This is a genomic window from Erwinia oleae, from assembly GCF_000770305.1.
In the GTDB taxonomy this organism is placed as follows: Bacteria; Pseudomonadota; Gammaproteobacteria; order Enterobacterales; family Enterobacteriaceae; genus Erwinia; species Erwinia oleae.
This window is the reverse complement of record NZ_JNVB01000034.1, coordinates 1-21,813: the sequence shown is the minus strand read 5'-3', so window position 1 is coordinate 21,813 and position 21,813 is coordinate 1. Positions and strand designations below refer to the sequence as shown.

Here is a 21,813-nt window from a genome sequence, read left to right as displayed (position 1 = left end):
GAGAAGAGAGTTATGTTTTCATAATAAAAGCAAGAATGTAATAAGGGACTTCAATTTCGCCTGAATCTAAAATCGATGTCGCCGAGTGAGTGTGTGAGCCATTACCTCCCACGCTGGAAGATTGAGGAAGATATTGGCTTGTACTATTAGTTGTGCCATCGGCGCCACTATTAAAGTTTAAAACTCTGACGTTGCCATTCTTAAGTACTTTTGTTCCTTCATACTGATTATTATCATTGTTAAAGCCAGGCGGTACATAGTGATTATGGCTGGGTATCTGAGATTGGGTCAATGTTGTTGAGCCAATAGTAGTTTTTACTGAGAATTTATCAGGTGAAATATTTATGGTTTTTGCTGATACTGAACTACCCGATAGTGTGGCATTGTTGATATATCCGCTATCGCTCAGGCTGCCGCCTAATATAAAACGGTCAATTAAATTGGGCGTATCTTTTTTTCCATCACACAATGCCCAACCTGTGGGCACTGTATCACCCGAAAACATGGTGATGATGCCTTTAGGTAAAACAGTTTCGGGATTGATGCTAATGCCGTTAGTATCAACCGTAATGCCTTCACCTGCCTTGACTGAGATACCATTCGTCGATGACGATAGACCTAAATCTAAATCAATGACGAGTTGATTAGAGGGTATATCCAGTTTTAAAGGACTTGTTGCGGTGTCTGCATGCGCAAAATTTAATCCTTCAACCGCGGGCTCAAGCTGGCCCGAGGCGCTGATTCTCATACCCGCGCCGGGATTGCCCTGTGCTGCGGCCTTGCCGATAGCAGTATATCCTGCATTAGCCATATCAATTAAATTCGCGAAGTCGCTTTCCAGCGGTACGCTGCCCTGTTTGAAGCGCTGCTTTAACGTCTCGGCTTCACTATTTTGATCGCCAGCCCCAGGCATTTTTTCTGGCAGGGCGTCGTTTGAGGTATGCGTTTTCTTTGCAGGCATAATCATATTTCCTTCAGTTAGTTTTTTATATAAAAAGGGTTGGGATTTTATTACACATAGAAAAGCGCTTTATCAGCGATGATATCGGGGTGCCATTCACTGCCATCTTCACCGACCGCCTCGTTATGTTCTGCTTCGCTGGCAACACGCATATTACCCACGCCGAGCGTGTCTACAGGTAAATGGCCCAGCGTCAGCGCCTGTAGAATGCTGTAACCATCTGTATCCAGCACCGCACCATTTTTTCTCCAGCGAGCATAGATCAATGCAAAATTTTGGAAAGCGCTGTCATTGAGCCAGTGGCTGATTAATGAGACATGTGCGGGAAATTCATTTAAAATAGTCTGCTGAAGCCATTCATTAAGTTTATCCCGATCAATTCCCTGATTCTCAATTATCTTTCGGTTATGAACGATGCTAATAACAAAAGAAAAACGGTCGAGGGTTGCATAAGCCGATTCAGAAAAGTTCCAGATATATCGCCAGGCATCTTCCGGTATTGGGAAACTCTGCTTACTGTCACCCTCTCTTTCAATCAATAATGTTCCCTGCATCGGGTGGATATCTATGATTGTGGCAGTGAGTAAGACTTCGTCGCTCCCGGTACGCGGTTGGCTTTGTGTATCGGCTCCACCATATTCAAGCGGCTGACGGCGCCTAAGATGAATTTTATCGCCTTTAACTGCCATAGTAGGAAAAGGCGACTGGTCACCGCTGTTTAGTAAACGCTGGTTATCGGCAATGTTTTCTTGCGCATCGTCATAATTAAGCTGGTAATCCATATCCTGAAGCCAGATGGGGTTACCTGCCTGCTGAAAATAAAGTTGTCCTTTTTTTGCCATGCTTGAAAGTATTGCGAAGCTTGCCTTTAATGCATCTTGCTCGTCTTGTTTTTTAAAATCAATTTCACAATCGTGATGGTTGATGTCTGTTAAAGCAGGTGCATAGATAGTGGTTGCGGTAAATATAAAACTTTTTTCAGTGCCGTCGTCATCGGTGCCAGATATTTTGATCGGTGTTTCTACAGTATAGGAACTGCTGCCTCCTGTAATTTCATAATTAAATCCCTCCCGGGGGGTGGTAAAAAAATATATAGGGGGTTGATTTTCTAAAGTCAACCTATTGAATTCTGTAATTAAAATTTTCTTATTGGAAGGTAATAATTGGCGGTGTTCCACCAGATAAAACGGCAGCTTGCTGAGGTCAGGATTATTGCTAAAGCATTCGCCACCCAGCCCAATGCGCGCCGCCAGCCGTTTTTGCAGAGCAGAAATCGCATCACTGCCCATATTCACCCGATCATAGCCAAGTGAAGGTTGCTGGGCGAGGAAGCCACGCTGGGTACTGAGAAAGTCCTTCATATCCAGCGTCATTGGCCTGGCGGCACGATTGGTACCAAAATAGCCTAATAAATAGTGCATGAAATCCAGTTCGCGGGAAAAGTTAGCCATATTCGGCGCACCGCTGTCTGAAAAGATACTTACCTCATTCTGTTCTGTCTGCATCAGCCCATCATCATAGTCCTCATGCACCTGCTGCTCGGTCGTATTACTGTCATAAGGCGTGCGGATGCCGCGAATCTGGTTGCTGCGCCCGGTGAAAGAGAGCAGCGCTGGCACACTGCTCAGTTCCGCGCAGCCGTCGGCCAGCATCTGATCAAAAGGAAGAATAAACTGATACAGCCTGCGTGTGGCGTCGTCTGCCGGATATTCCTGCGTGTGGTAGCAGGCAGGTAATCTGCTGGTGACAGGCTTATAACTGTTCAGATCCCGCACGTCGCCAGCGGTCAGGGTAATTTCTTCATTTTGTATGACAGGCTCAGCGGGCAGTGCGTCGACAATATCCTGTTTGCTCAGGGCGACGCTAATCCCGCCTTTGGCGATCAGCGTGAGCGGGCTGTCTGCCGAGCAGAGCAGCGTAAGCGGATCGGCCCCCCAAAGCTGAGGAAAATACCCGCTATCGACCTGCCATGACCAGCTTTCATCGGTTAACGCAGTGATATGCTCAGGCAGATTATCCGCACTGAGGTTGTTCACCGCCGCCACGCCGCGAATACTGAGCAATTGGTTCATTATCGGCGCAAGGCTTAGCGTCATCGCCCGATCGCTGATCAGCGGCGCAGCGAGTTCCGGTAGCCAGCCGTGTAGCAGCCACGGCCCTTCAAAAATATCTTCATCAGACCAGCCCTGTGCGCGAAGGGCCGCAGTGCTGGCACGTTGACTGCCTGGCGACAGCGCATTTTCCAGTACGGTATAGATATCAGCCACCACCGCCGCCGGATTGCTTACATCGTCCGTCAGTTCAATACTGAGTTGCGGACTAAAAATTACCGGTTGCAGCCAGATAATATTGCTGACTCTTTCACCGATATTGCGATGGCTGTCAAGGAACTCTTGCAGGTAGCTATCAACTTGTGTGCGATCGTCAAGCCCCTGCGTGTAACGGCTGGGTAAAAGATAGAGCCAGTTGTTGCCGCGCAGGGTCATGGATGTAAAAGTATCGCCATTTGTCTCCTCAGGTTTATCCAGCAGATATTCACGCTGTTCAACGTCATACCACCACTGAAATCTCTGCGCCTCCGGTTCGCGAATCAGGCACGCGTCGCTGAACAGAAAACCCTGGGATGTCGCGGTCGCATCAATATCTCTGCTGTGCATATCCAGCAAGGCGCGACGATAATCCTCTACGGTAACCGGGCTAGATGTCAGCATCTGATGCGGTCCGAACTCTGCCGGAAACAGCGTGGGCTTGCCCTTAACGCTTAAGAGATCGTTAAGCGACAGCGTATGACGATAGCTGAGATCGGAGACGTTATAGGTTACTGCCTGAAGCAGGGTAATACCGGGATCGTGATCGCCAGTGTCGCTCCACTGTACGTTGCCGGTCCGGTTGACCACAGCGCTGGTCTGCGCCCACAGCACATCAAAGGTGATATCTTTTTTTACCGAAGGGAACAACGCGTTAGTTTTGGACATTATTTTCTCCCGTCTGACTGTGGCTGCTAAAGACGGAGCGCAGGATCAGCACCTCGTTATCAGCCGCCGTCAATGTTTGATCCGTTTCGTCGTTTTCACTACGGCGTAGCGACAGCGTTTGTACCCGCCCGACCAGCGGTGAATTCTGCAACGTTGCCAGCAGTTGGTAATAATCCACCTTATTGCCCGGCTTCACGCCCTGCTGTAGATCGCTTGACCACGGGGTGAATTTTTTTTCCAGCAGCTGCGCCAACTGGCTATATCCATAGTCAGGATTTACGCCGCTCTGAAACAGCACTGTGTAATCGGCTATCACGTCGATGTATACAGGGTTGATAATCTGCGGCGACGCCCACGGCGAGGCTATCTGGCTCAGCCATTGCTCCATTTCGGCCAGCCTGCCGTTGCTTAGCTGAGGTCGTAACGCGTCATCATTATCGGGATAGCGATTGTCAGGAATAATGACCAACTGTTGTCTTTCCGGTGCAGGAATGCGCGTCAGACGTTCTGCGGAGGGCGTTTTGACATCCATAATTTGCGGATACTGGTCGATAAGCAGCGTGCGCATATCTCCCCAGGTCACGGCGCGGTGACGGTGGGCAAGTCTTTTTGCCGCGCGTGCGTAAAAGTCGTCTTCACTCTCTTCGAGTACGCCATTCCAGCTTTGCAACGGCTGTGAAACGGAACTGATGGCGGCGTTTGGCAGCACCAGCTGACTGATGCTGTTTGCTGCTAATGGCTGAATGAAGTGATCGGCCGCGATATCATTGCTGTTAATCAGCGTGGCTGTCACCGCACTGGCAATGACTGACTCCAGCCGTGGTGTTTCTTCCACTGCGATTTCATCGAGGGGGACGCCTTTGATCCAGTAGCCTTCTCCGGGAAACAGTTCGCTATCTGTGCCGATATCCTCCGGCAGAATAGCCCGCCACAGGCCGCTGTTGAAAAGCTGTCCGGTGGCATCATCGATCGCCGCATCCATCGGCAGCCAGCGTTGGGTATCGCTGTAATAAAACCAGTTCATGGGCAAAGGCGTTGGTGCATCCAGCGACCAGTAGAGTGACAGCGTGTCGCCAGGCGCGCAGTCGGTAAAACCGAGGAACAACACCTGCCGATCGGATGCCTCTGCGAAGGGCTGACGCAGCGCATTCTGAGTAAAATATTTGCCGTCAAGTTGCAGACTAAAGTGGGTGATAAATCGGCTGACCTGCGGCGTCCATGGCGGATTTTTTCCGGCGGGATTGCGTTGGTAATCCGCATGCGCAAAGTCGCTATCACACAGTTCAATGCGCAGCGTGCTGGCATCGCACCCGGCCGGGAGGATTAACGTCAACGGCTGCCCGATTGGCTGTGTATCTCCGCCAAACAGCGGCTGCGGCTCGCCGCAGACCACTCTTCCCTGAGGCGAGATTAGCCACCCCTGGACTAAAAAAGCTGCATTACTTTCAGGCGGCTGTGGATAGTGCTGATACCACGTCGGGAAACCCTGCTCGGGCAGATCGCGCCACTGGGGTTCCAGCATCAGCGTACCGCCAGTGGTACAGAGTTCGGGAGGGAGCGTAATCTCAAAGCCGCAACCCGTCACGGGCGCAACGCCAAATGGGTAGCTAAAGAGATCAAGCCTTCCTGCACCGTTCTCCGTGCTGTAGCGCAGCTGTAAGGAATCACTGACGTTAATGGTGACGGATGCTATCGTCAGAGGAGGCGCATCCGCCGGGGTAATAGTACGTAACTGTGGCGGGGGCGCATGCTGGCGTTCGTTTCGATTAAGCAGTGAGAAACGATGCGATGTCGCATTGACTGAGTCAGACTGGAGCGGAATCCACTGATCGTCACGCAATATTTGCAGCTCAACGGCACGGGATGATGCGTCTGGTACATCCTGATTAAGAACTATCTCAATGTTGCCTGGCGGCAGGACAAAATTGTGGAACTGTAGTTGCGTCTCGTTTTCCCACGCTTGCTCGTTATCCAGCTCACTGAACAGACGCACGCCTGCCTCAGCCAGCTTGATATTTTTTTCAACATCCAGCGCCGTACAGAGCAGTAACTGCTGCGATAGCTCATCAAAGCGGGTCCAGCAGAGTTTACTAAACTGCTGATGATTGAGCAGCAGATCGGCATCGGTGGCATAGTGCAGAACATGGCCCGCGCTGTCCTGTCCCGCGTCAAACAGCGTGCCGGCAGGGAGGAGAAAATGCGAAGCATTGTTGCGTAACGCTATGCTGAGTAACACGCTGTCAGCGCCGGGCGCGCGGGCGCGAAGCCCTAACAGGTCGTGATAAAAGAGCGAGCGATGACGCGCGGGCAGGGTGTTTAATAGTGCCGTTGGCGTTTCCAGCAATTGCAGTACCGCCAGCAAAAATGCCTGGTGCGGCGCGAGATTGCCGTCAGCGGTAGACAGATCGCCATAGAGCTGGCTGAGCCGTTCGGGCGTTTGCTGATTCAGAAACCAAAAGGTGTCCCAAAAAAGTGCTTCCTCCCCGGTAAACGGGATAGCCGATGTGTATATTTTCAGCGACTGCAAGCGATCAAATGCCGTGCGGGCGTCCAGTTTAAAAGATGACGTTGGCACAATAGCAGCAAGATCGGAAATGAGTTGTTCCGGTTCGATCATAGCATTACCTGTTGAGTGAGCTGATGATGGAGCAAAGCAGCGGGTAGAGGCGCTCCCGGCAGGATCGGTGGATTAGCTTATTGCCTTGACGAAGTTCTGTTGGGGTATAAATTGTCCCTTGCCCGGCGTCGGCGCAAGGTTGCTGTCCGGGCCATTGGGTGAGCTGGCTTGTGACACAGGCCTAAACGACGCAATAAACTGTGTGCCTTTCACAATCACCGGCGTTGCAGCGGTGCAAAACAGCGCCTGCTGATCGGCAGCCAGTTGCGCGATAGTAATGATGCCCTGGCCCGGAACCTGATAGGGGCCAGCAGTATAGGTGGCATTGACCGTCACGCCTTTTTCATCACCAACAATGCAGATGGCTTTGTGCTCGATGTCGGCCATGCCGCTGCCTGCAATAATAGCGACGCCGGTTACCGTTACCGTCCGCTCGCCAAAAAGGGGCTCGAATGTCAGCGCGTCGCCATCAATAATGATAAGTTCACTCATCGTAACCTCAGCGACTGTCCGCTATAGATCGGCATCAGGCTTTCAACCTTTTGCGTAATATCGCTGCCGAGCAGCCGCCAGGTAATCTGGACTTTTAGCCGACTGTAGTCGTCAGGCGCTGGCGCCAGTGCGATGGCGGTGATATCTGCCCGTGGTTCGTAACGCAGCACGCTCTCTTCAATGCGGCTGCGAATACGGGCCATCAGGTCATCGGTGATGTTTTCAAACATGAAGTCGTTCATGCCGCTGCCGTAATCTTCGCGCATAACGCGTTCGCCTGGCTCGGTCAGGAACAGTACCATCAGACTCTGGCGCACCGCCTCCTCGCCTTCAGCCATGATTACGCCGTGGGTCGCTGAGAAATCGGGTGGAAAGGCCCAACTGCGACCATACGTTTCAATCAAAATGTCATCAGCCATTTTGCCTCCGGGCGTGATTAATTATTTGGTCAGATTAATGCTGGCGCCTTTAATTTCGACGCTGCTTGCGCCCGATGCTGAAAGTGCGCTGCTGGCCTGTTGAGTAATATTTACCGCTTTTATCGTCAGGTTATGCTGGCCGGAGAGGGTGATATCTTTCTCATTTTGCAGCATAAAGCTGTTCTCGCCTGCCGAAAGCGCAACGGTGTTTTCCGCGCTATCAATAACCAGCTGCTCCACTTTTCCGTCGACGTTAACCACCAGGGCTTTGCGTTGGTTCTGGTCGTCAGGCGGGAAGGGAGAATGATTTTTCGGATTGTGCATGGCACCTAAAATAACCGGATAGCGCGGATCGCTTTCAAAGAAGCCGACGATGACTTCGTCTCCCGCTTCGGGATAGAAGCAAAAGCCGCTTTGCCTGCTGGCGTAGGGTTTACCCAGACGGGCAAACAGTACGCCGCCTGTGAGGCTCAGTGCAGGTACGTTCAGCGGTATACGCTCAAGGCTTGCCGGATCCTGCTGGAAGTCCGCCACGATCCCGATGTGCAGTTCCTGGACAGGCGGCACCGTGGTGTGGCTGTCCACCGGCATGCCGACGATCAACCAGGTTCGCCAGCCTTGCTCAATATCGTGCGCATGTCGGATACCGGTGATGGTTGCCGTGCCATCCAGTCCGGCATTAAAATCGCTGAGGGTAAGCGTTTCGCCGGGTTGAAAATCCGTATTGCCGCTCATTTCAATCGTGCCGCGCACGCTGGCAATTTGCCGCTGATTGAACCAGGCCAGCGCCAGCGTCGACGTGGACATCTCGGATCCGTTGCTGAATGCTATTTTTAACTGGCGTTTATCCGGCGTGGCAACGGCATCCGCCTTCAGGTCTTTACCGCCCCAGGCGCTACTGCTGGCACGTTGTTCCGGTGAGAGCTGCTGTTCATTAATATCCCATCCCTGCACGCTGAGCGTATCGAGTGAAAAGCGGTTATCAAATTCGAGACTGATATCGTTAATGTCCCAGGTCAGAGGGGGACCGCGTCGGGTAAGCACGCGGGCGGACGGAGGCGCAGCGCCCATCGTGGTAATTTTCGCACGTCCACTGGCAGCATCGGGAAGCAGCCAGCAGTTATTGGCGACCATTCGACAGCGCAAAAAATGCCAACTGGTGCTGCGAAACTGCACCAGCTGATCCTGCTGCGCATGGAGCGTTTCGGGGCCATCCAGGGTAAGTTCAATCCCGGCTTCGCTACACAAGCGCCGTAATATTGCGGCATCGTCAATATTTTGAAAAACCTGGCTGCGGCTGACCGACAGCAGGTTTTGCAAAACGTGGCGTGCCTCAAGGTTGATAAACACATTTTTTCCGCTCAGATTGATCTTCTGGCGGATCACGCTGCCGCTAAATAACAGGTGTTCGTCCACGGTAATAGCCAGTGCATGGCCTGGTCGACAGCGGGTCAGCTCCAGCTGTGTGTCGCTGTCGATACCGCTGCCGGTATCGTTTAATGTAGATAGCGTCAGCCTGGCAGAAGGAATTTCATTAATCTGCTGGCTTACAGACAGGCTGGTGACGGCGAGGGATTGGCAGATTTTGCCGTCCAGCGTCAGGGAAACGAGGTCGCTCATGTTGCTTCCCCGCTGACGCTGGTGGTAATTTGCTGACCGGCGCTAAAATCATCCAGATTATCCATATCGTTCTGCCACGCCAGATTCAGGTAGTCCATGCCGCTGGCAAGCGTGGCACCAGTATTCACCGCGATCAACGAAAGTGTCGCTAAGTCAGGCACGCTGACAATCGAACTGGACGGCGCCTGGATTTGGCGCTCTGCGTCCTGTACCACAAAGCTGCTGTCCGCGACCAGAGAAAGGCGCGCGGTGGCGCGCAGCGGTGTGGCATCGCGATCGAACAGCGAATAGTTAATTGATAAACCGCTGGCACGTCCGGCAAAATAACCACGGTTCTCCCAGCGCATTTTTCCCCAGTTGATTTTCAGGAAATAGGGCGCATCGGTTGCCGCGTCGACCGCACACAGGGCTTTCAGCGCGGCGAGCTGGCTTTCAATCGGCGTGGTGTTGCCGGGCATCATGGCGTCATACAGCAGGTTTAGCGTCAGGCCCGCCGGTTCAGCGATGACATAGCGCTTACTTTGGGTGGTTTTATTAATGGCGTCGGTGGTGTCAAAGCGCGACTGATAGTCAATTTGCAACGAGTCCGGATTATACATGGCGCTCAGACTGCCAGCGGAGATTGTGCCTTCCCGGTCTTTCCAGGCGCTGAGGGTAAGTTTTGATAAACCTCGTTCAATCAGGCTCATAGCGGCTCCCGGTATTCACGCAGGGCATCGAGCACTTCCTGCTTAATTTTTTCAATCAGGCGTCTTTCATTTTGTTGCTGCTGATGCTGTTGGCGACCCGAGAGAGGCTGCGAGGTCGTTTCACCGGTTACGCTGGCCTCAATAATTAACTCTTTAATTTCAATCGTCATGCTTTCACTCCCAGTAACCGCATATCCTGATAGCGCAGCTCCAGCGTGTTGATCATCACGCCGGATCCGTTGGCGTCCATGTCACCGGTTTGCCAGCGCACGGGCAACGCATTGCTGAGCGTCCAGGTGGTCACCGGCAGGTTTCGCTCGCCCAATAGCATGATGACCACGTCGGCCCAGGCAGGCTGCTCACCGCGCAGCACGCGATCGAACTGAAACGTTAATGGCGTTACCGCCATTACGCCGCGCTCTAGCACAATCGAGCCGTGCTGGATTTTTTCCGCCAGCCAGATATTGCGGGCATTTTCGCCGCCTTCACTGTGCTGAGTAACCTGAAGTTCGCGGCTCAGGCCGGATACGCGCTGGAAAGCGATATCCATCGGGCTGGGAATATGGGCAAACAAAAAGTTAACCATGAAGCGATAAGATGTGGCGGGGACGAATAGGTCTGACATAGTTATTCCCCTGCGGTTGAGGCGTTTAACGCGCCGTTTTGCGTATCAAACACCAGGCGGATATCGATAAATTCGGCAGGGGCCAGCAGCGCCAGACTGACGCTCATCACCATTTTTCCAGCGATGATATCCTCCTGAGTCATACTTTCACCCAAACCGACGCTGAGGCTGAAGGCATCGCTCTCCCGCGAGCCATAAAACGCGCCAGCCAGCCACTGCTGACGCAGCCAGTTCCACGCCTGACCTTTAAGCTTCATCCAGGTCAACGCGTTGTTAGGCTCGAAAAGATAGACGCGGGCCAGTTCGCCAAGCTGTTTTTCCACCCGGTTGACCAGCAGACGCGTTTGGATATAGCGCCAGGGCGAGCCGCTGTCATTGAGTAAGGTGCGGCAACCCCACAGGCGAACGCCTTTACCCGGAAAGCTGCGAATGAGATTGAGCGGGATACCGTCGTCGTTTAACAGCATCTGGCCGTCAACAGGCGTCAGGGTCGGACGCACTACCTTTGCCAGCGCTATGTTTGCCGGGGCGCACCAGATACCATTTTGCCGATCGTTGCACTGAATCGCAGCGGCAACGGCGGCGACCGGGCTCAGCACCATGAAAGAGCCGTCATCCGCAACATCATCGTGATATTGCGTCTGTAGCGCTGGCCACCAGGCGGCCGCATCTTGCAGGTTGCTGGCAGAAAACGAGGTGCAAAGCTGATGAAGAAGAGTGGGATCGTCGGGCGTATCCAGCAGGGCAAAGAGATTGCCACACCGCTGGCAAAGCAGCAGCAAAGCCTGCCAGCTTTGTTGCCAGAACAGTAAATCATCAACGAAAGTGCCGGGTTTATCGTCATCGTCATTGCCGTCACCCGGCTTAACGTTGAGGCTACGAATTTCAGGTATTGCCAGTAGCGAAACCGTCGGTTCAGCAGTAATTATTTCAGCTAGCTGCGGATTCTGAAGTGCAGAGTTCAGGGCAGCGACGGGATCAACTTCATCAATCATCCCCAGGGAAAGAACAAAACAGTTAAAACCGCCATTATCGAAAAAATGACGCAGAGAATGATAGAGGATGCCGCTGTCACCCAAAGCCTCGGCGGCTTCAGTCAGTGAGGTGACTTGCCGTAGCGGTGGTGTGAGTTCGGTGGGGGTGAAACCCATAAAAAGCGGTGTGGCGACGGTGTTTTCATTAATAAGAGGCGTTAAAATGCTGTCGCTTAGCGCGACGCCGGGCAAGACCATAGCCATAGTGATACTCCCGCCCATGGGCCGGTTAACCGGCCCATGGCTGTATTATGACGACATGTTTTGTGTAAATTGCAGAATGATAAACTCGGCTGGACGCACCGCCGCCATTCCCACCACCACAATCATTTTTCCCTGATTAATATCAGCGTCGGTCATGGTGATGTCTTTGCCAATTTGCACAAACCAGGCGTCAGCCGGTTTGTTGCCCGCCAGCGCACCTTTCTGCCACAGACTATAAAGATAATTATCGACGGCGGTATAAACACGCTGCCAGGTTGGCTGATTGTTCGTTTCAAAAACCATCGGGCGGAGTGCTTTTTTAATGTCACGCTCGGCCGCATCGAACAACCGGCGAACAGGGATGTAGCGCCAGTTATCGTCATTTTCGAGCGTGCGCGCGCCCCAAACGACGTAGCCGCGATCGCTGAAATAACGAATAACGTTGATGCCGGCTTCATTCATCGCACCCTGCGCATCATCGGTTACCTGAACGCTCAGATCGGAAATGCCGTTCAGTACCACGTTGGCGGGTGCCTTCCATACGCCACGCGTGTTGTCGTTGGCGCACCAGACGCCCGCCACCGCCACGCTTGCTGGCGCCGTCAGCGTATTAGCAGAATCGCTATTCAGTCGGCTGGTAATTTGTGCGGCAAGTACAGGGTTGCGGCTTTTTACTTCAGCGAGGGTCAGATCAGTTTCTTCGGTATCGGCATCGGCGTAGCCGCTCACCAGCACCTCGCTTCCTGTTAACAATGTTGTTGACACCACCAGCGAGGGATAATAGGCGGCAACGTGTGAAGACTGACTGATGCCCGATACCGTTTTGCCATCATTGCTGTCGGCAAGCAGAAATACGCCTGCGGTGCTGCCTTCACTCACCAATGATGACAGACTACCGTAAACTTTTTCCCTGACGTCCACGTCCGCATCTGCGCAAACCAGCAGGGTGGCAGCAGGTGTTTCCGCAACCAGACCGGTCAGTGTTGTCAAATCCGTTGAATCGGTTGTTGCACAGATATAGCAGGCACCTCCGCCGTTTTGGAAATAGAGCTGAAGGTTGCGCCATGCGGAAAGGCTGGTACTGACCGTGTTGATTGCATAGCTGTACTCCCCCTCTGTGAGCGCACGCGCCGTCTTAGTTTTCGCTTTGGTTTTTGCTTTACGTGGGACGACGTCCGACGTTGACGCGTTATCATCAGAACTAAGATCGGTGGTGACATCTTCCTGAGCGGGTGGAGTGGGAGCCGTGGAAGTAATCGTAATGTTAGCCGAGATCTGAGCAAGGAATTTGGTCGTAAAATCAAGCCAACTGCTGACCCGAATAATTTTATCGGTATTTCCACTATCCACCGGCGTAAAGCTACCGATAAATAGCGGGACGGCGGTGGCGGTGGCGCTAACAGAAATTGCTGGTGTGGCATCTTCTTCAACATAGATGCCGGGCGCGGTGGTCACTGTAGTCATGCTATATACCTCAGAGTAGATTAATTGACTGGCTGAATTGCAGGATGATGAATTCGGCCGGACGCGATGCCGCCAGACCAACCTTGACGATCATTTTTCCCTGGCTGATATCCTCATCGGTCATGGTGATGTCTTTACCAATTTGCACAAACCAGGCGTCCTCCGGCCTGTTTCCCATTAATGCGCCCTGTTGCCATAGTCCGTGGAGATAGGAGTCAACAACGGCCCGAACCCGTTGCCAGGTGGGTTGTGAATTAGGTTCAAACATTACGATGCGCAGAGCGCGACTGATATCGGTTTCAACCCGGCTGAACAGGCGTCGAACCGCGATGTAGCGCCAGTTGTCAGAGCTATCCAGCGTGCGGGCACCCCAGGCGACAGTATTACCTGCGATAAAAGTGCGGAAAACATTTATGCCTTTAATCGCGTTCGCCGCTCCCTGAAAATCATCAGACACGTTATAAAGCGGCGTGACGTTATTAAGGATTACATTTGCGGGTGACTTCCAGACGCCACGCAGGCGATCGGTTTGTGAAATAGCGACCGCAGCCGCTACGCTGGGCGGGAGAGAAACCGTACCCCAACTGGTCTTCAGCCAGGGATACCATATGGCGGCGTAGGGAGAATCAGGGAAATCAGCCAACGCAGTGGGGAGATCGTCGCTATTAATAGCCTCTTCCGGGCCATCGAGTAACACAAAGCGTTGTCCAGCCGTACCTGCGGCGGCCGAAAGATTATTGATAAGATTGTTCGTTCGGCCACAGGCCACAACTAACGTAATATCATCGTATTTATCCAGATAATTCGCATAGCTGGCATAATCGATCAGATAACAGCGGCCCCCCCCCTGACTGAACCAGTAACGCAGGACGTTATAAAAAATTTCATTGGTATGTCCTTCAGCGTTGATGGCTTTGTATTCTGCCCAGGAATCAAAACGATTAAAGGGTTGAGTGATATTTCCTGCGCCGCTACGGGTAAAAAGGAATGCTGGTACGGCGGTGGGGCTGGCGGTAACTGAAAAATTCAGGCTGGTTGATTCTTCAGTGTAAATACCAGGATAGGCAGTGACAGTAGCCATAAATACTCCTGCAATAAAATAATATTGAGAAACGTAGGTTTCAGGCCATCTGGTTATTAATCTGATGAGTCAACGATAAAACAATAAACTCTGCGGGTCTGACTGGCGCGATGCCGACGTTCACACTCATTCTCACCTGATTAATATCCTCAGTAGTCATGGTTAGATCCTTGCCAATTTCGACAAAATAACTCGTCTTCGGCGTGCTACCAGCTAAGGCTCCGCATCGCCACAGAGCGTCGAGGTAATTGTCGACGGCAGCTTTTACCCTTATCCAGACTAAAGAACTGTTCGGCATAAATAACAGGCTGCGTAGAGCACGTTTTACATCACGAGCAATGCTGTTAAACAGGCGGCGTACAGCGATATATCGCCAGTCACCGTAATCATCCAATGTTCGTGCGCCCCATACTCTTGTTCCTTCGTCGGAAAATTCGCGAATAATATTCAGCGCTTTGCCACTATTAAACTGTTCTTGCAGATCATCAGTAATACCAAAGGCAGGTATCGCGCCATTCAGTATGACGTTGGCTGGCGCTTTCCGGACGCCACGAATACGATCGGTTTGCGCAATGGCGACGGCCGCCGCTACGCTGGGTGGAATCAATCCATCAATACCGTTTACATTTATCCAGGGATGAAAGGCTGCTGCCTGAGTCACGGCGGGATAATCCTTCATCACCTCAGCGGGGTTGGTGCTGATCTTATTCTTTGGGGCATTCAACAGTGTAAAAACGGGAGTGCTGCGTTGGCTCATCTCCTCAACCCAGGGGAAAATATCGCTTTCGATCCCTGCCGTCACCACCAGGGTAATATCATCGTATTTGCCAATTTCCTCAGCAACCTCATCTTTATGAATCAGATAGCAAGGACCGCCGCCCTGCATAAACGCGTATTTCAGACTGTTAAAATAATTTCCTTTCGCGTTGGGATCCATTGCCTGCGTAAACTCCCGCAGTGAATTGACGCGGCAGGATGCATTCAGGGGGACAGCTTCTCCGGACGTCCTGCGAAACGTAAAAGCAGTAACCGCTGTAGGTGACTGATCAACCGAAATATTGAGTGCGCTGTCTTCAGTAAGATAAATATCCGGCCAGGCTGTTTCAATCGTCATAATGGTGCACTCCTCTGGCTGCTACGCAGCCTGAATTGTTACCCGGTCAGCCATCAGACTGAGTTCCTGCACCGCAATTTCATTGCTGGAAGCATCAAAAGAAGGGGAGCTGAGAGAAGTTGGGAATGCATTAGCCACCGTCCAACTGAGCAATACTTCCGTGCCGGCATCGTTGGTCAGACTAATAATAATATCTTTTTTCTCTACCTGATTAAGTTGAATAGAATTAATCCAGTCATATAGCGCATTTTTACCCGGAAAAACACCTTTACTCAGTGTGATATTAATCGCCTGACGCTGTCCCGGCATTTTGTACCAGTTGCCTGTGCCATCACGGTACTCTACCGTATCGTAAGTAATATCAAGCCCGGATGCGCTGGTAAATGGCACTTGTTCATCACCAAGCGTAACTACAAAACGGTAGGTAGGAATAGGATACTGCACTGCAATTTCTTCAGGAGTCATAGCCATGATTATGTTCTCTCAGGTTGTTTACGGGATAGTACATCAACTGGTTGAGGGCCCTATTAAGTAATGCAAGAGTGCTTTCTTCCTGCATTAACGTAATAGCTATTTTTCTAAGAGTAAAAACGCGGTGTATTTATCAAATAACGAGCGAAATGTAATGAAGTATTTTTTCAAAACCACTGCAAAGGACAGGGATAGTCGGGGGTAATTGATTTAATAATAAGGTTGCTGTGTGTAGGGCTGAGAAACTTTTTGCACTATTGGAAATGTAGATGACAGGTGTGGACAACGTCAAGAAGGATGTTATGAATATCAATTCAATTTCTGATGCTTATACAATGAAAAAAGGAAGTCGGCATGTGAAGGAAACTGTGAGATTCTTTAAGGGTAGTGTAACGTTAATTCAGTTTTATTTAAATTGTGTGTTTAGCTGCTTTAGCTACATTGGAGAAGATGATGAATCTTGAAAATGCCTTAAAAATGCTATCGCCTCAAAGTATTAATCTGATTAATAATGCCAAAGATACATCACCGGATAAATTCACTACTGCGGATGTGATAATGGCGTTAAGCCTGACGTCGACAAGGAGCCGCCTTGGACTCAATGCACTCCTCGCTAAAATGCAAGGTAATGCATCTGATGCGGAACGAGCCATCAACGAACTGATGAAATTTATCAGACAATATGCGCCGGAAACGGTTCAAAAGGCTTCAGGGTGCCATATAGATAGATGTATGGCAGTGTTAGCGGAATATGCTTTTTATGAGTATTGCCGTACCCCTGCGACGCGCATTATCTGTCATGATTGTTCTGGCAAGGGTATGGTAAACCCACCTGATACAGAACAGACTGAAAAACCGGGGGCAAAATCTTTTCCGCAGCTATGTCAGAGTTGTCACGGCAAAGGTGAAATTCACGCCCGTTGTCGATGTGGTGGCAGAGGTGAAATTCAGGATCGTAAAAAAACCCGGGAGCGTGGTGTAATTTTTTATAAAAAATGTGAGCGTTGTGCAGGGAAAGGTTATGCATCACTCCCCTCCACGGTTATTTATCAGGCGGTACTCACTATATTACCTGATTTAAATCAGAGAACCTGGAGTCGTAACTGGAAGCCGTTTTATCAGTCCCTGATTACGCATTGTTATATTGAAGAAGAAAAGGCAAAAAAAATTTTTCATGACGTGACATCGCAATAACATCGCGCGACTAATGCGTTGAAACGGCTGCTATGTCACCAACCCAGCCACCTTCAATTTCCCATCACCTCGTCCCAGGCTTTTTCGCAGGTTGTACCGTTGACGCGTGCCTGGTCAGCATAGCCTGCCAGCTGTCGATTACGCTCGACAGATTCTGCGAGCAGCTTGGTAAGCAAAATGGTGGAACGGGTTTCTGCCGCGCGTGTTCCGGAAGTGTCGGCATCCTTGCGGCCGCTGTCTGTGAGGGTCTGTTGACGTAATTTCTCAATGGTGCGCTGCAATTTGTCAGCAGAAGAGTGAGCAGCAGTGGCTTCAGCATGAGCAGTTTCAAGTTGTTTTTGTGCATGATGGTTTACCTGGTCGATAAGTATTTGACGATCGTGCTCCTCTTCCCGCTTAGCGATCTCATCTTTACTTCGATTTTGCGCATCCTCTATGTCCCTTTTTTGCCATTTTTCAGCCCAACGTGATTCAGATACAGCAAAACCTGTACGATAAACAGCAGAGAGAATGAGTAAGAAAATGCTGACCACAGAAAAAAACTTCCAGTAGTGAAGTAAAATTTTCACTATGTTTATCATGCTAATATCTCCAGCGCCTTAGAATAACGGCATATCCGTTCATCGATGCCATTAAGACCGCCGTTAATAATTTGTGTTATCCTGGTTATATCACCAGAATAATCAAGGCACCCATGCGAAGTAAAATACCAGGCAGCAGAGCGCGCGGCAGCTTCATCTTGTTCGAGTAAATCCGGATGATGGACAAGGTCAATATCTAACGCGTCACCACAATGATGATAATTATCTTTAAAAGTGATTTGAATCAATCCACGCCCCCGATAATTCCAGCCATCCATCAGTTCATTATTACCGTAGCGGTCAGCGTAAACCGTATTTGCAATTGCCTGCTGACGTTTAAAGGGTAGCGCGGGTTCATCTGAATGCCTCCCCAACCTATTTGCCTGTTTTTGTGTGATTCTTCCGCTACGTACAAATTCACTCAATCCGGCAACGCTGTAGTTAAAACTCTCAATCAGACGGGTAAAACCAGATGATTCATGGCCAACCTGAGCAAGAAACATCGCTTGATCCTGTGGCGTAGAAATAAAAAATTCCTGCATTGCTCTATCCAACGGGCGGTACCAGCGATTGCTGAGGGAATGATTGAGACGTGCAGCTTCAGCGAAATTCAATAGATTCATTTTTTATTCCTCGTATCTTTGTCACTGAGCAGGCCTGTTCTTCGGGTAATTAACGATATGGCGATATCACGAAGATGATCGGCACCAACAAAACCTAACAATGCACCCACAAAAGCACCTGAATTACCGGGCAATCCTAAGTATTCAAGAAGGGAAGACGTTGCAAGGGCAGAAATTCCACATATCATGGCGCCAGTAGCAACTTTTAACGTTGTTTGCTTTAAACGAATATCGATAAGCGCAGATATACAGAAAGCACATACGCCTGCATAAACTGACGGAAGATATGCAGCAACCCATCTTGTTGATTGTTCTATCACACCGTGCGCAATATCCATCGGCTCCTCGAAATATGTATTGATTTTTAAAAGTGATGCGTAATTATTCACATGGAGATTAACGATGTCATAGGTCAATGCCTGAGATGGATAAGTATTATAGCGTCACTGCCTGGAAGGTATTCATTACTTGTCTTATTATAGTGGTATCCATTCATTTTTTATAAATAGAGAGGTATTGTTTTTTGGCTTTTAAGAAACAAAAACAATTAAAAAATGTCATGTATAGATTCTCTTTGTTGTATAAGGCTTTTGTATAATTTAATTGTACAGGTTTTTTATCTATTAAAGATTTAAGTTGGTAAATCATTATAAGTATGATAGTCAAAGTCAGATATTTCTTAGTGTGGAGTTGATTGCGCTTTTTTTTTGAATTATTTGACTTTTTTTCTTTTTTTTCAATGGGAAAGGCTATGTTTGCGCTTTTTTTGATCTACTATTCCCAGTCCCTTAGTAAAGCGTCATCAAAAAATCTTTTTTAGAAATCATAAATTATATGTATTAATTATGGATGCAATCCATAATTCTCCTTAATGTTGGAATTCGCCAGACATCGTTACGGAATGCATTACGGAAACGGGAATTTAAATAGTCCTGTTGATTGGTTTTAATGAGAAATGTCAGGCGGTGAATGACGGTGAATATAGTAATATGACTACGAGATGTTAATCTGAATTATAGCCTAAATTTTTATCACTTATGCGAATGTTATAGCTTAAAGAGCATTTCTTACCACAAAGGGGCATGCATATGTTTATAAGTAAATCAATGCAGGTGTTTATAACGCTCTATCGCCATAAAAATCTCAAGCAAGCCGCAGATCAACTTTGTTTAACTGTTCCTCCTGTGTCAAGGATGCTTAAAAATACAGAAGAGTGGCTGGGGGTCAAACTTTTTGTTATTGAGAGGAATAAGGCTACACCCACGCCGGAGGCTGAAACGCTCTATAAAAAACTAGTGCCGCATTATGCGCTACTTAACGAAATTCTTAACGAAAACAAAAAGCATATTTTTACAATCTCTTCTTCGTTTACTTACTCTAATTTTTTTGGAAGTGTGATGGAGGCTTTCTTAAAAGAAATGACATTGCTTCCTGTTATTAAGTTTTCAGAAACAATTTATAGTGAGGACGACATTTTTATGTCGTTTTGTCAGGTAGAGAGTACAGGTGATTTTGTTTTGCATCATTTTGTACTTCCTTGTTTTTTATGCTGTATACCACGATCGCTTTCTAAATGGAAAGAGCTGGACTTAATTGTGGAGCATGCTTTATTAGCAACCGACGAGTTTCAGGGGATTATGCTTACCCTAAGAAATGAGGGATTTACGGGTAAAGTCACGCAGGTTGATAACACCTTTTTACAAATGCAAAGATTTAATATGGGGGAATGTATTATGCTCAACACTGAATTGGTTCATCCGGCGACAGAAACTATTTTGCCTTTCACTTTTTCTTTGTCGCTTTATGTTTATTTCAATCATATAAGAAGAATGACTAACGCAGAAGCTATGATTGATTATATTGCACATGAATTTGAAAACTAGCGTTTATGAAGGATTTAAGTTTCATGATTACGAGTGCTTTCGACCAGGAATAAGTGATAAGAAAGTGAGCCGTATAATGGCATGTTGAGGGCAGAAAAAATAAATTCCATCCCATGTTTCTGCATGGGTATATCCGCGCCTCAGGAAGAGGCGCTTTATGGTGGAAGAATAATCAATCCATAAAGTGTTTATGTCTGGTAAGTTGGCCGGAGTACTACTCTTCCTGGTCGCGATAATCATAAATACCGGCCGCCAGCACCAGCTGTTGCGCTACTTCATGCGCCTTCGCTTTACCCGCCAGAAGGTCAATCAGCTTAAGCGCGAAATCCATGGCCGTGCCGGGCCCCTGGCTGGTAAGCAAATTGACGCGACGATCCCACACTACGCGTTTGTCCTGCCATTTTTCTTCCGCAATGGTCTCTTTCAACCCCGGAAAACCGGTCATATTCCCTACCGGGAAAAGATCGTGCGGCTCCAGCACCGTTCCCGCCGCGGCGCAAATGGCGGCAACGATACGGCCCGATTGATGAAACTGGCGAACGGTTTCCACTGTGAGTTCAATGGCTCGATGCAACGCTATCCTTAATCAAGGGGGGACGTTGTCATGAAACGAAGAACTCGGATTAACTACACGCCAGAGCAGAAGGCGATTATCTGGGACAGATATAAGCAAGGTGATTCTCTGCATGATATCGCCAGAATGTTCGACAGATTTCATTCTTCCATCATGCCCACAATCCACCAGACAGGGGGCTACCGTCCTCCCGTTCGAAAGCGGCATCGATTAGCGCTTACGCTTGATGAAAGAGAGGAGATCTCCAGAGGACTGGTAGCAAAACTCAGTATCAGGGACATTGCTGCCAACTTATCAAGAGCACCCTCAACGATTAGCCGCGAGGTCAGGAGGCACGGAGGTGCCAAGCAATACCGTGCAGCAAAAGCCGATACTGCTGCGTGGGAAAATGCTCTGAGACCAAAACCTTGCAAGCTAATTGAAAGCCCCACATTGTGTAAAATCATTGCAGAGAAGATGCATCAGGACTGGTCGCCGGAACAGATCGCCGGTTGGCTGAAACGCTGTTATCCGGATAATCAGGAAATGCATGTGTCACACGAAACGATTTATAAAACGCTTTTTATACAAACCCGGGGGGCATTAAAAAAAGAGCTGCAGCAATGCCTCAGAAGCGGAAGAGCGGTTCGTAGATCCCGAACGTCATCACTTAAAGGGAAAGGGTTAGGGAAAATCCCGAATGCGATACCTATCAGCGAAAGGCCACCGGAAGCCTCAGACAGAGCCATCCCTGGTCACTGGGAAGGTGATCTGATCCAGGGCTCGAAAAACTCCTATATTATCACCCTCGTAGAACGCCATTCCCGCTTTGTTATGTTAGCCAAAATCAGGGACAACAAGACCATAACGGTTATATCTGCACTCATCAGACAAGCCCGGGAATTACCTGTTGAGCTATATAAAACATTAACCTGGGATCGGGGAGCTGAAATGACCAGCCACACCCGGTTTACTGTAGCAACAGACATCCAGATTTACTTCTGTGATCCTCAATCTCCCTGGCAACGTGGCTCAAATGAAAATACGAACAGGTTGCTAAGACAATATTTTCCAAAGGGAACTGACTTATCGGTTCACAGTCAGCAGAGACTAAACAGCGTTGCCAGACAGCTCAACGAAAGACCGAGAAAAACGCTAGACTATGAATCACCCGCAGAACGGTTCAATAAGTGTGTTGCGTCCATCAGTTGAA

General features: G+C 49.4%; 20 protein-coding genes and 1 pseudogene. 3 read left to right on the top strand and 18 right to left on the bottom strand.

Features of this window, described 5'->3' with window-relative positions; genetic code table 11:
* Positions 1–10: 10 nt before the first annotated feature.
* The 14 genes from GS12_RS24820 to GS12_RS12280 all read right to left on the bottom strand — a co-directional run bounded on the left by GS12_RS24820 (position 11) and on the right by GS12_RS12280 (position 15,766).
* Positions 11–961, bottom strand: coding sequence for a tail fiber protein (locus GS12_RS24820; RefSeq protein WP_034947392.1), 951 nt, complete (start codon positions 959–961; stop codon positions 11–13).
* Between the two features lie 50 nt (positions 962–1,011).
* Entirely contained in the window at positions 1,012–3,627 is a 2,616-nt protein-coding gene (locus tag GS12_RS12340) for a hypothetical protein (protein WP_152601402.1), read from the bottom strand.
* A gap of 295 nt (positions 3,628–3,922) precedes the next feature.
* Positions 3,923–6,553 (bottom strand): hypothetical protein, encoded by a 2,631-nt coding sequence (locus GS12_RS12335; protein WP_034947386.1) that lies wholly within the window; start codon positions 6,551–6,553, stop codon positions 3,923–3,925.
* Positions 6,554–6,625: 72 nt separating this feature from the next.
* Positions 6,626–7,045 (bottom strand): hypothetical protein, encoded by a 420-nt coding sequence (locus GS12_RS12330; protein WP_034947383.1) that lies wholly within the window; start codon positions 7,043–7,045, stop codon positions 6,626–6,628.
* Complete coding sequence (locus GS12_RS12325; protein WP_034947380.1) at positions 7,042–7,464, bottom strand: GPW/gp25 family protein; 423 nt, start codon at positions 7,462–7,464, stop codon at positions 7,042–7,044. Before GS12_RS12325 ends, GS12_RS12330 begins: the two co-directional genes overlap by 4 nt.
* Positions 7,465–7,485: 21 nt before the next feature.
* The gene (locus GS12_RS12320; protein ID WP_052118444.1) at positions 7,486–9,084 is read right to left on the bottom strand and encodes a phage baseplate assembly protein V; all 1,599 of its coding nucleotides are present in this window, start codon (positions 9,082–9,084) and stop codon (positions 7,486–7,488) included.
* Complete coding sequence (locus GS12_RS12315; protein ID WP_034947377.1) at positions 9,081–9,773, bottom strand: CIS tube protein; 693 nt, start codon at positions 9,771–9,773, stop codon at positions 9,081–9,083. The genes GS12_RS12320 and GS12_RS12315 overlap by 4 nt, the downstream gene beginning before the upstream one ends.
* Positions 9,770–9,943: a DUF5908 family protein gene (locus GS12_RS12310; RefSeq protein ID WP_235421147.1), complete on the bottom strand. Its 174-nt coding sequence runs from the start codon at positions 9,941–9,943 to the stop codon at positions 9,770–9,772. The genes GS12_RS12315 and GS12_RS12310 overlap by 4 nt, the downstream gene beginning before the upstream one ends.
* On the bottom strand, positions 9,940–10,398 hold the full coding sequence (locus GS12_RS12305; RefSeq protein WP_034947373.1) for a phage tail protein: 459 nt from the start codon (positions 10,396–10,398) through the stop codon (positions 9,940–9,942). Before GS12_RS12305 ends, GS12_RS12310 begins: the two co-directional genes overlap by 4 nt.
* A 2-nt stretch (positions 10,399–10,400) precedes the next feature.
* Entirely contained in the window at positions 10,401–11,636 is a 1,236-nt protein-coding gene (locus GS12_RS12300; RefSeq protein ID WP_034947370.1) for a phage tail sheath family protein, read from the bottom strand.
* A 45-nt stretch (positions 11,637–11,681) separates the two neighbouring features.
* Positions 11,682–13,100: a phage tail sheath family protein gene (locus GS12_RS12295; protein ID WP_034947367.1), complete on the bottom strand. Its 1,419-nt coding sequence runs from the start codon at positions 13,098–13,100 to the stop codon at positions 11,682–11,684.
* Between the two features lie 10 nt (positions 13,101–13,110).
* Positions 13,111–14,181, bottom strand: a complete 1,071-nt coding sequence (locus tag GS12_RS12290) for a phage tail sheath family protein (RefSeq protein WP_034947364.1) — start codon at positions 14,179–14,181, stop codon at positions 13,111–13,113.
* Positions 14,182–14,221: 40 nt separating this feature from the next.
* Positions 14,222–15,295: a phage tail sheath family protein gene (locus GS12_RS12285; protein WP_034947362.1), complete on the bottom strand. Its 1,074-nt coding sequence runs from the start codon at positions 15,293–15,295 to the stop codon at positions 14,222–14,224.
* Positions 15,296–15,316: 21 nt separating this feature from the next.
* Positions 15,317–15,766: a phage tail protein gene (locus GS12_RS12280; protein WP_034947359.1), complete on the bottom strand. Its 450-nt coding sequence runs from the start codon at positions 15,764–15,766 to the stop codon at positions 15,317–15,319.
* Positions 15,767–16,216: 450 nt separating this feature from the next.
* On the opposite strand from GS12_RS12280, the gene GS12_RS23345 reads away from it, so the two are divergent.
* Positions 16,217–16,960, top strand: a complete 744-nt coding sequence (locus GS12_RS23345) for an antitermination protein Q (protein WP_084089692.1) — start codon at positions 16,217–16,219, stop codon at positions 16,958–16,960.
* A gap of 53 nt (positions 16,961–17,013) precedes the next feature.
* Here the strand turns inward: GS12_RS23345 and GS12_RS23010 are convergent, their stop codons facing one another.
* The 3 genes from GS12_RS23010 to GS12_RS23340 are packed head-to-tail and all read right to left on the bottom strand — an operon-like array spanning position 17,014 to position 18,502.
* Positions 17,014–17,541 (bottom strand): DUF2514 domain-containing protein, encoded by a 528-nt coding sequence (locus GS12_RS23010; RefSeq protein WP_052118443.1) that lies wholly within the window; start codon positions 17,539–17,541, stop codon positions 17,014–17,016.
* Positions 17,538–18,164: a glycoside hydrolase family 19 protein gene (locus GS12_RS12270; RefSeq protein WP_034947356.1), complete on the bottom strand. Its 627-nt coding sequence runs from the start codon at positions 18,162–18,164 to the stop codon at positions 17,538–17,540. The genes GS12_RS23010 and GS12_RS12270 overlap by 4 nt, the downstream gene beginning before the upstream one ends.
* On the bottom strand, positions 18,161–18,502 hold the full coding sequence (locus tag GS12_RS23340) for a phage holin family protein (protein ID WP_072016884.1): 342 nt from the start codon (positions 18,500–18,502) through the stop codon (positions 18,161–18,163). The genes GS12_RS12270 and GS12_RS23340 overlap by 4 nt, the downstream gene beginning before the upstream one ends.
* 750 nt (positions 18,503–19,252) lie before the next feature.
* On the opposite strand from GS12_RS23340, the gene GS12_RS23005 reads away from it, so the two are divergent.
* On the top strand, positions 19,253–20,047 hold the full coding sequence (locus GS12_RS23005) for a LysR family transcriptional regulator (protein WP_052118442.1): 795 nt from the start codon (positions 19,253–19,255) through the stop codon (positions 20,045–20,047).
* A 214-nt stretch (positions 20,048–20,261) separates the two neighbouring features.
* Here the strand turns inward: GS12_RS23005 and GS12_RS12260 are convergent.
* Positions 20,262–20,603: pseudogene (locus GS12_RS12260) on the bottom strand (DJ-1/PfpI family protein); the annotation flags it as partial.
* 48 nt (positions 20,604–20,651) lie between these two features.
* Here GS12_RS12260 and GS12_RS12255 point away from each other — a divergent pair.
* Complete coding sequence (locus tag GS12_RS12255) at positions 20,652–21,812, top strand: IS30 family transposase (protein ID WP_034947353.1); 1,161 nt, start codon at positions 20,652–20,654, stop codon at positions 21,810–21,812.
* Position 21,813: the final 1 nt, after the last annotated feature.

Excerpts from the sequence above, each read along its gene's own strand:
- GS12_RS12325 (WP_034947380.1), bottom strand. The coding sequence starts at position 7,464 with ATGGCTGATGACATTTTGATTGAAACGTATGGTCGCAGTTGGGCCTTT.
- GS12_RS12295 (WP_034947367.1), bottom strand. The coding sequence starts at position 13,100 with ATGACTACAGTGACCACCGCGCCCGGCATCTATGTTGAAGAAGATGCC.
- GS12_RS12285 (WP_034947362.1), bottom strand. The coding sequence starts at position 15,295 with ATGACGATTGAAACAGCCTGGCCGGATATTTATCTTACTGAAGACAGC.
- GS12_RS12305 (WP_034947373.1), bottom strand. The coding sequence starts at position 10,398 with ATGTCAGACCTATTCGTCCCCGCCACATCTTATCGCTTCATGGTTAAC.
- GS12_RS23345 (WP_084089692.1), top strand. The coding sequence starts at position 16,217 with ATGATGAATCTTGAAAATGCCTTAAAAATGCTATCGCCTCAAAGTATT.
- GS12_RS12310 (WP_235421147.1), bottom strand. The coding sequence starts at position 9,943 with ATGACGATTGAAATTAAAGAGTTAATTATTGAGGCCAGCGTAACCGGT.
- GS12_RS12300 (WP_034947370.1), bottom strand. The coding sequence starts at position 11,636 with ATGGCTATGGTCTTGCCCGGCGTCGCGCTAAGCGACAGCATTTTAACG.
- GS12_RS12315 (WP_034947377.1), bottom strand. The coding sequence starts at position 9,773 with ATGAGCCTGATTGAACGAGGTTTATCAAAACTTACCCTCAGCGCCTGG.
- GS12_RS12320 (WP_052118444.1), bottom strand. The coding sequence starts at position 9,084 with ATGAGCGACCTCGTTTCCCTGACGCTGGACGGCAAAATCTGCCAATCC.
- GS12_RS23005 (WP_052118442.1), top strand. The coding sequence starts at position 19,253 with ATGTTTATAAGTAAATCAATGCAGGTGTTTATAACGCTCTATCGCCAT.
- GS12_RS23340 (WP_072016884.1), bottom strand. The coding sequence starts at position 18,502 with ATGGATATTGCGCACGGTGTGATAGAACAATCAACAAGATGGGTTGCT.
- GS12_RS12270 (WP_034947356.1), bottom strand. The coding sequence starts at position 18,164 with ATGAATCTATTGAATTTCGCTGAAGCTGCACGTCTCAATCATTCCCTC.
- GS12_RS12335 (WP_034947386.1), bottom strand. The coding sequence starts at position 6,553 with ATGATCGAACCGGAACAACTCATTTCCGATCTTGCTGCTATTGTGCCA.
- GS12_RS12255 (WP_034947353.1), top strand. The coding sequence starts at position 20,652 with ATGAAACGAAGAACTCGGATTAACTACACGCCAGAGCAGAAGGCGATT.
- GS12_RS12280 (WP_034947359.1), bottom strand. The coding sequence starts at position 15,766 with ATGGCTATGACTCCTGAAGAAATTGCAGTGCAGTATCCTATTCCTACC.
- GS12_RS12290 (WP_034947364.1), bottom strand. The coding sequence starts at position 14,181 with ATGGCTACTGTCACTGCCTATCCTGGTATTTACACTGAAGAATCAACC.
- GS12_RS12330 (WP_034947383.1), bottom strand. The coding sequence starts at position 7,045 with ATGAGTGAACTTATCATTATTGATGGCGACGCGCTGACATTCGAGCCC.
- GS12_RS23010 (WP_052118443.1), bottom strand. The coding sequence starts at position 17,541 with ATGATAAACATAGTGAAAATTTTACTTCACTACTGGAAGTTTTTTTCT.
- GS12_RS24820 (WP_034947392.1), bottom strand. The coding sequence starts at position 961 with ATGCCTGCAAAGAAAACGCATACCTCAAACGACGCCCTGCCAGAAAAA.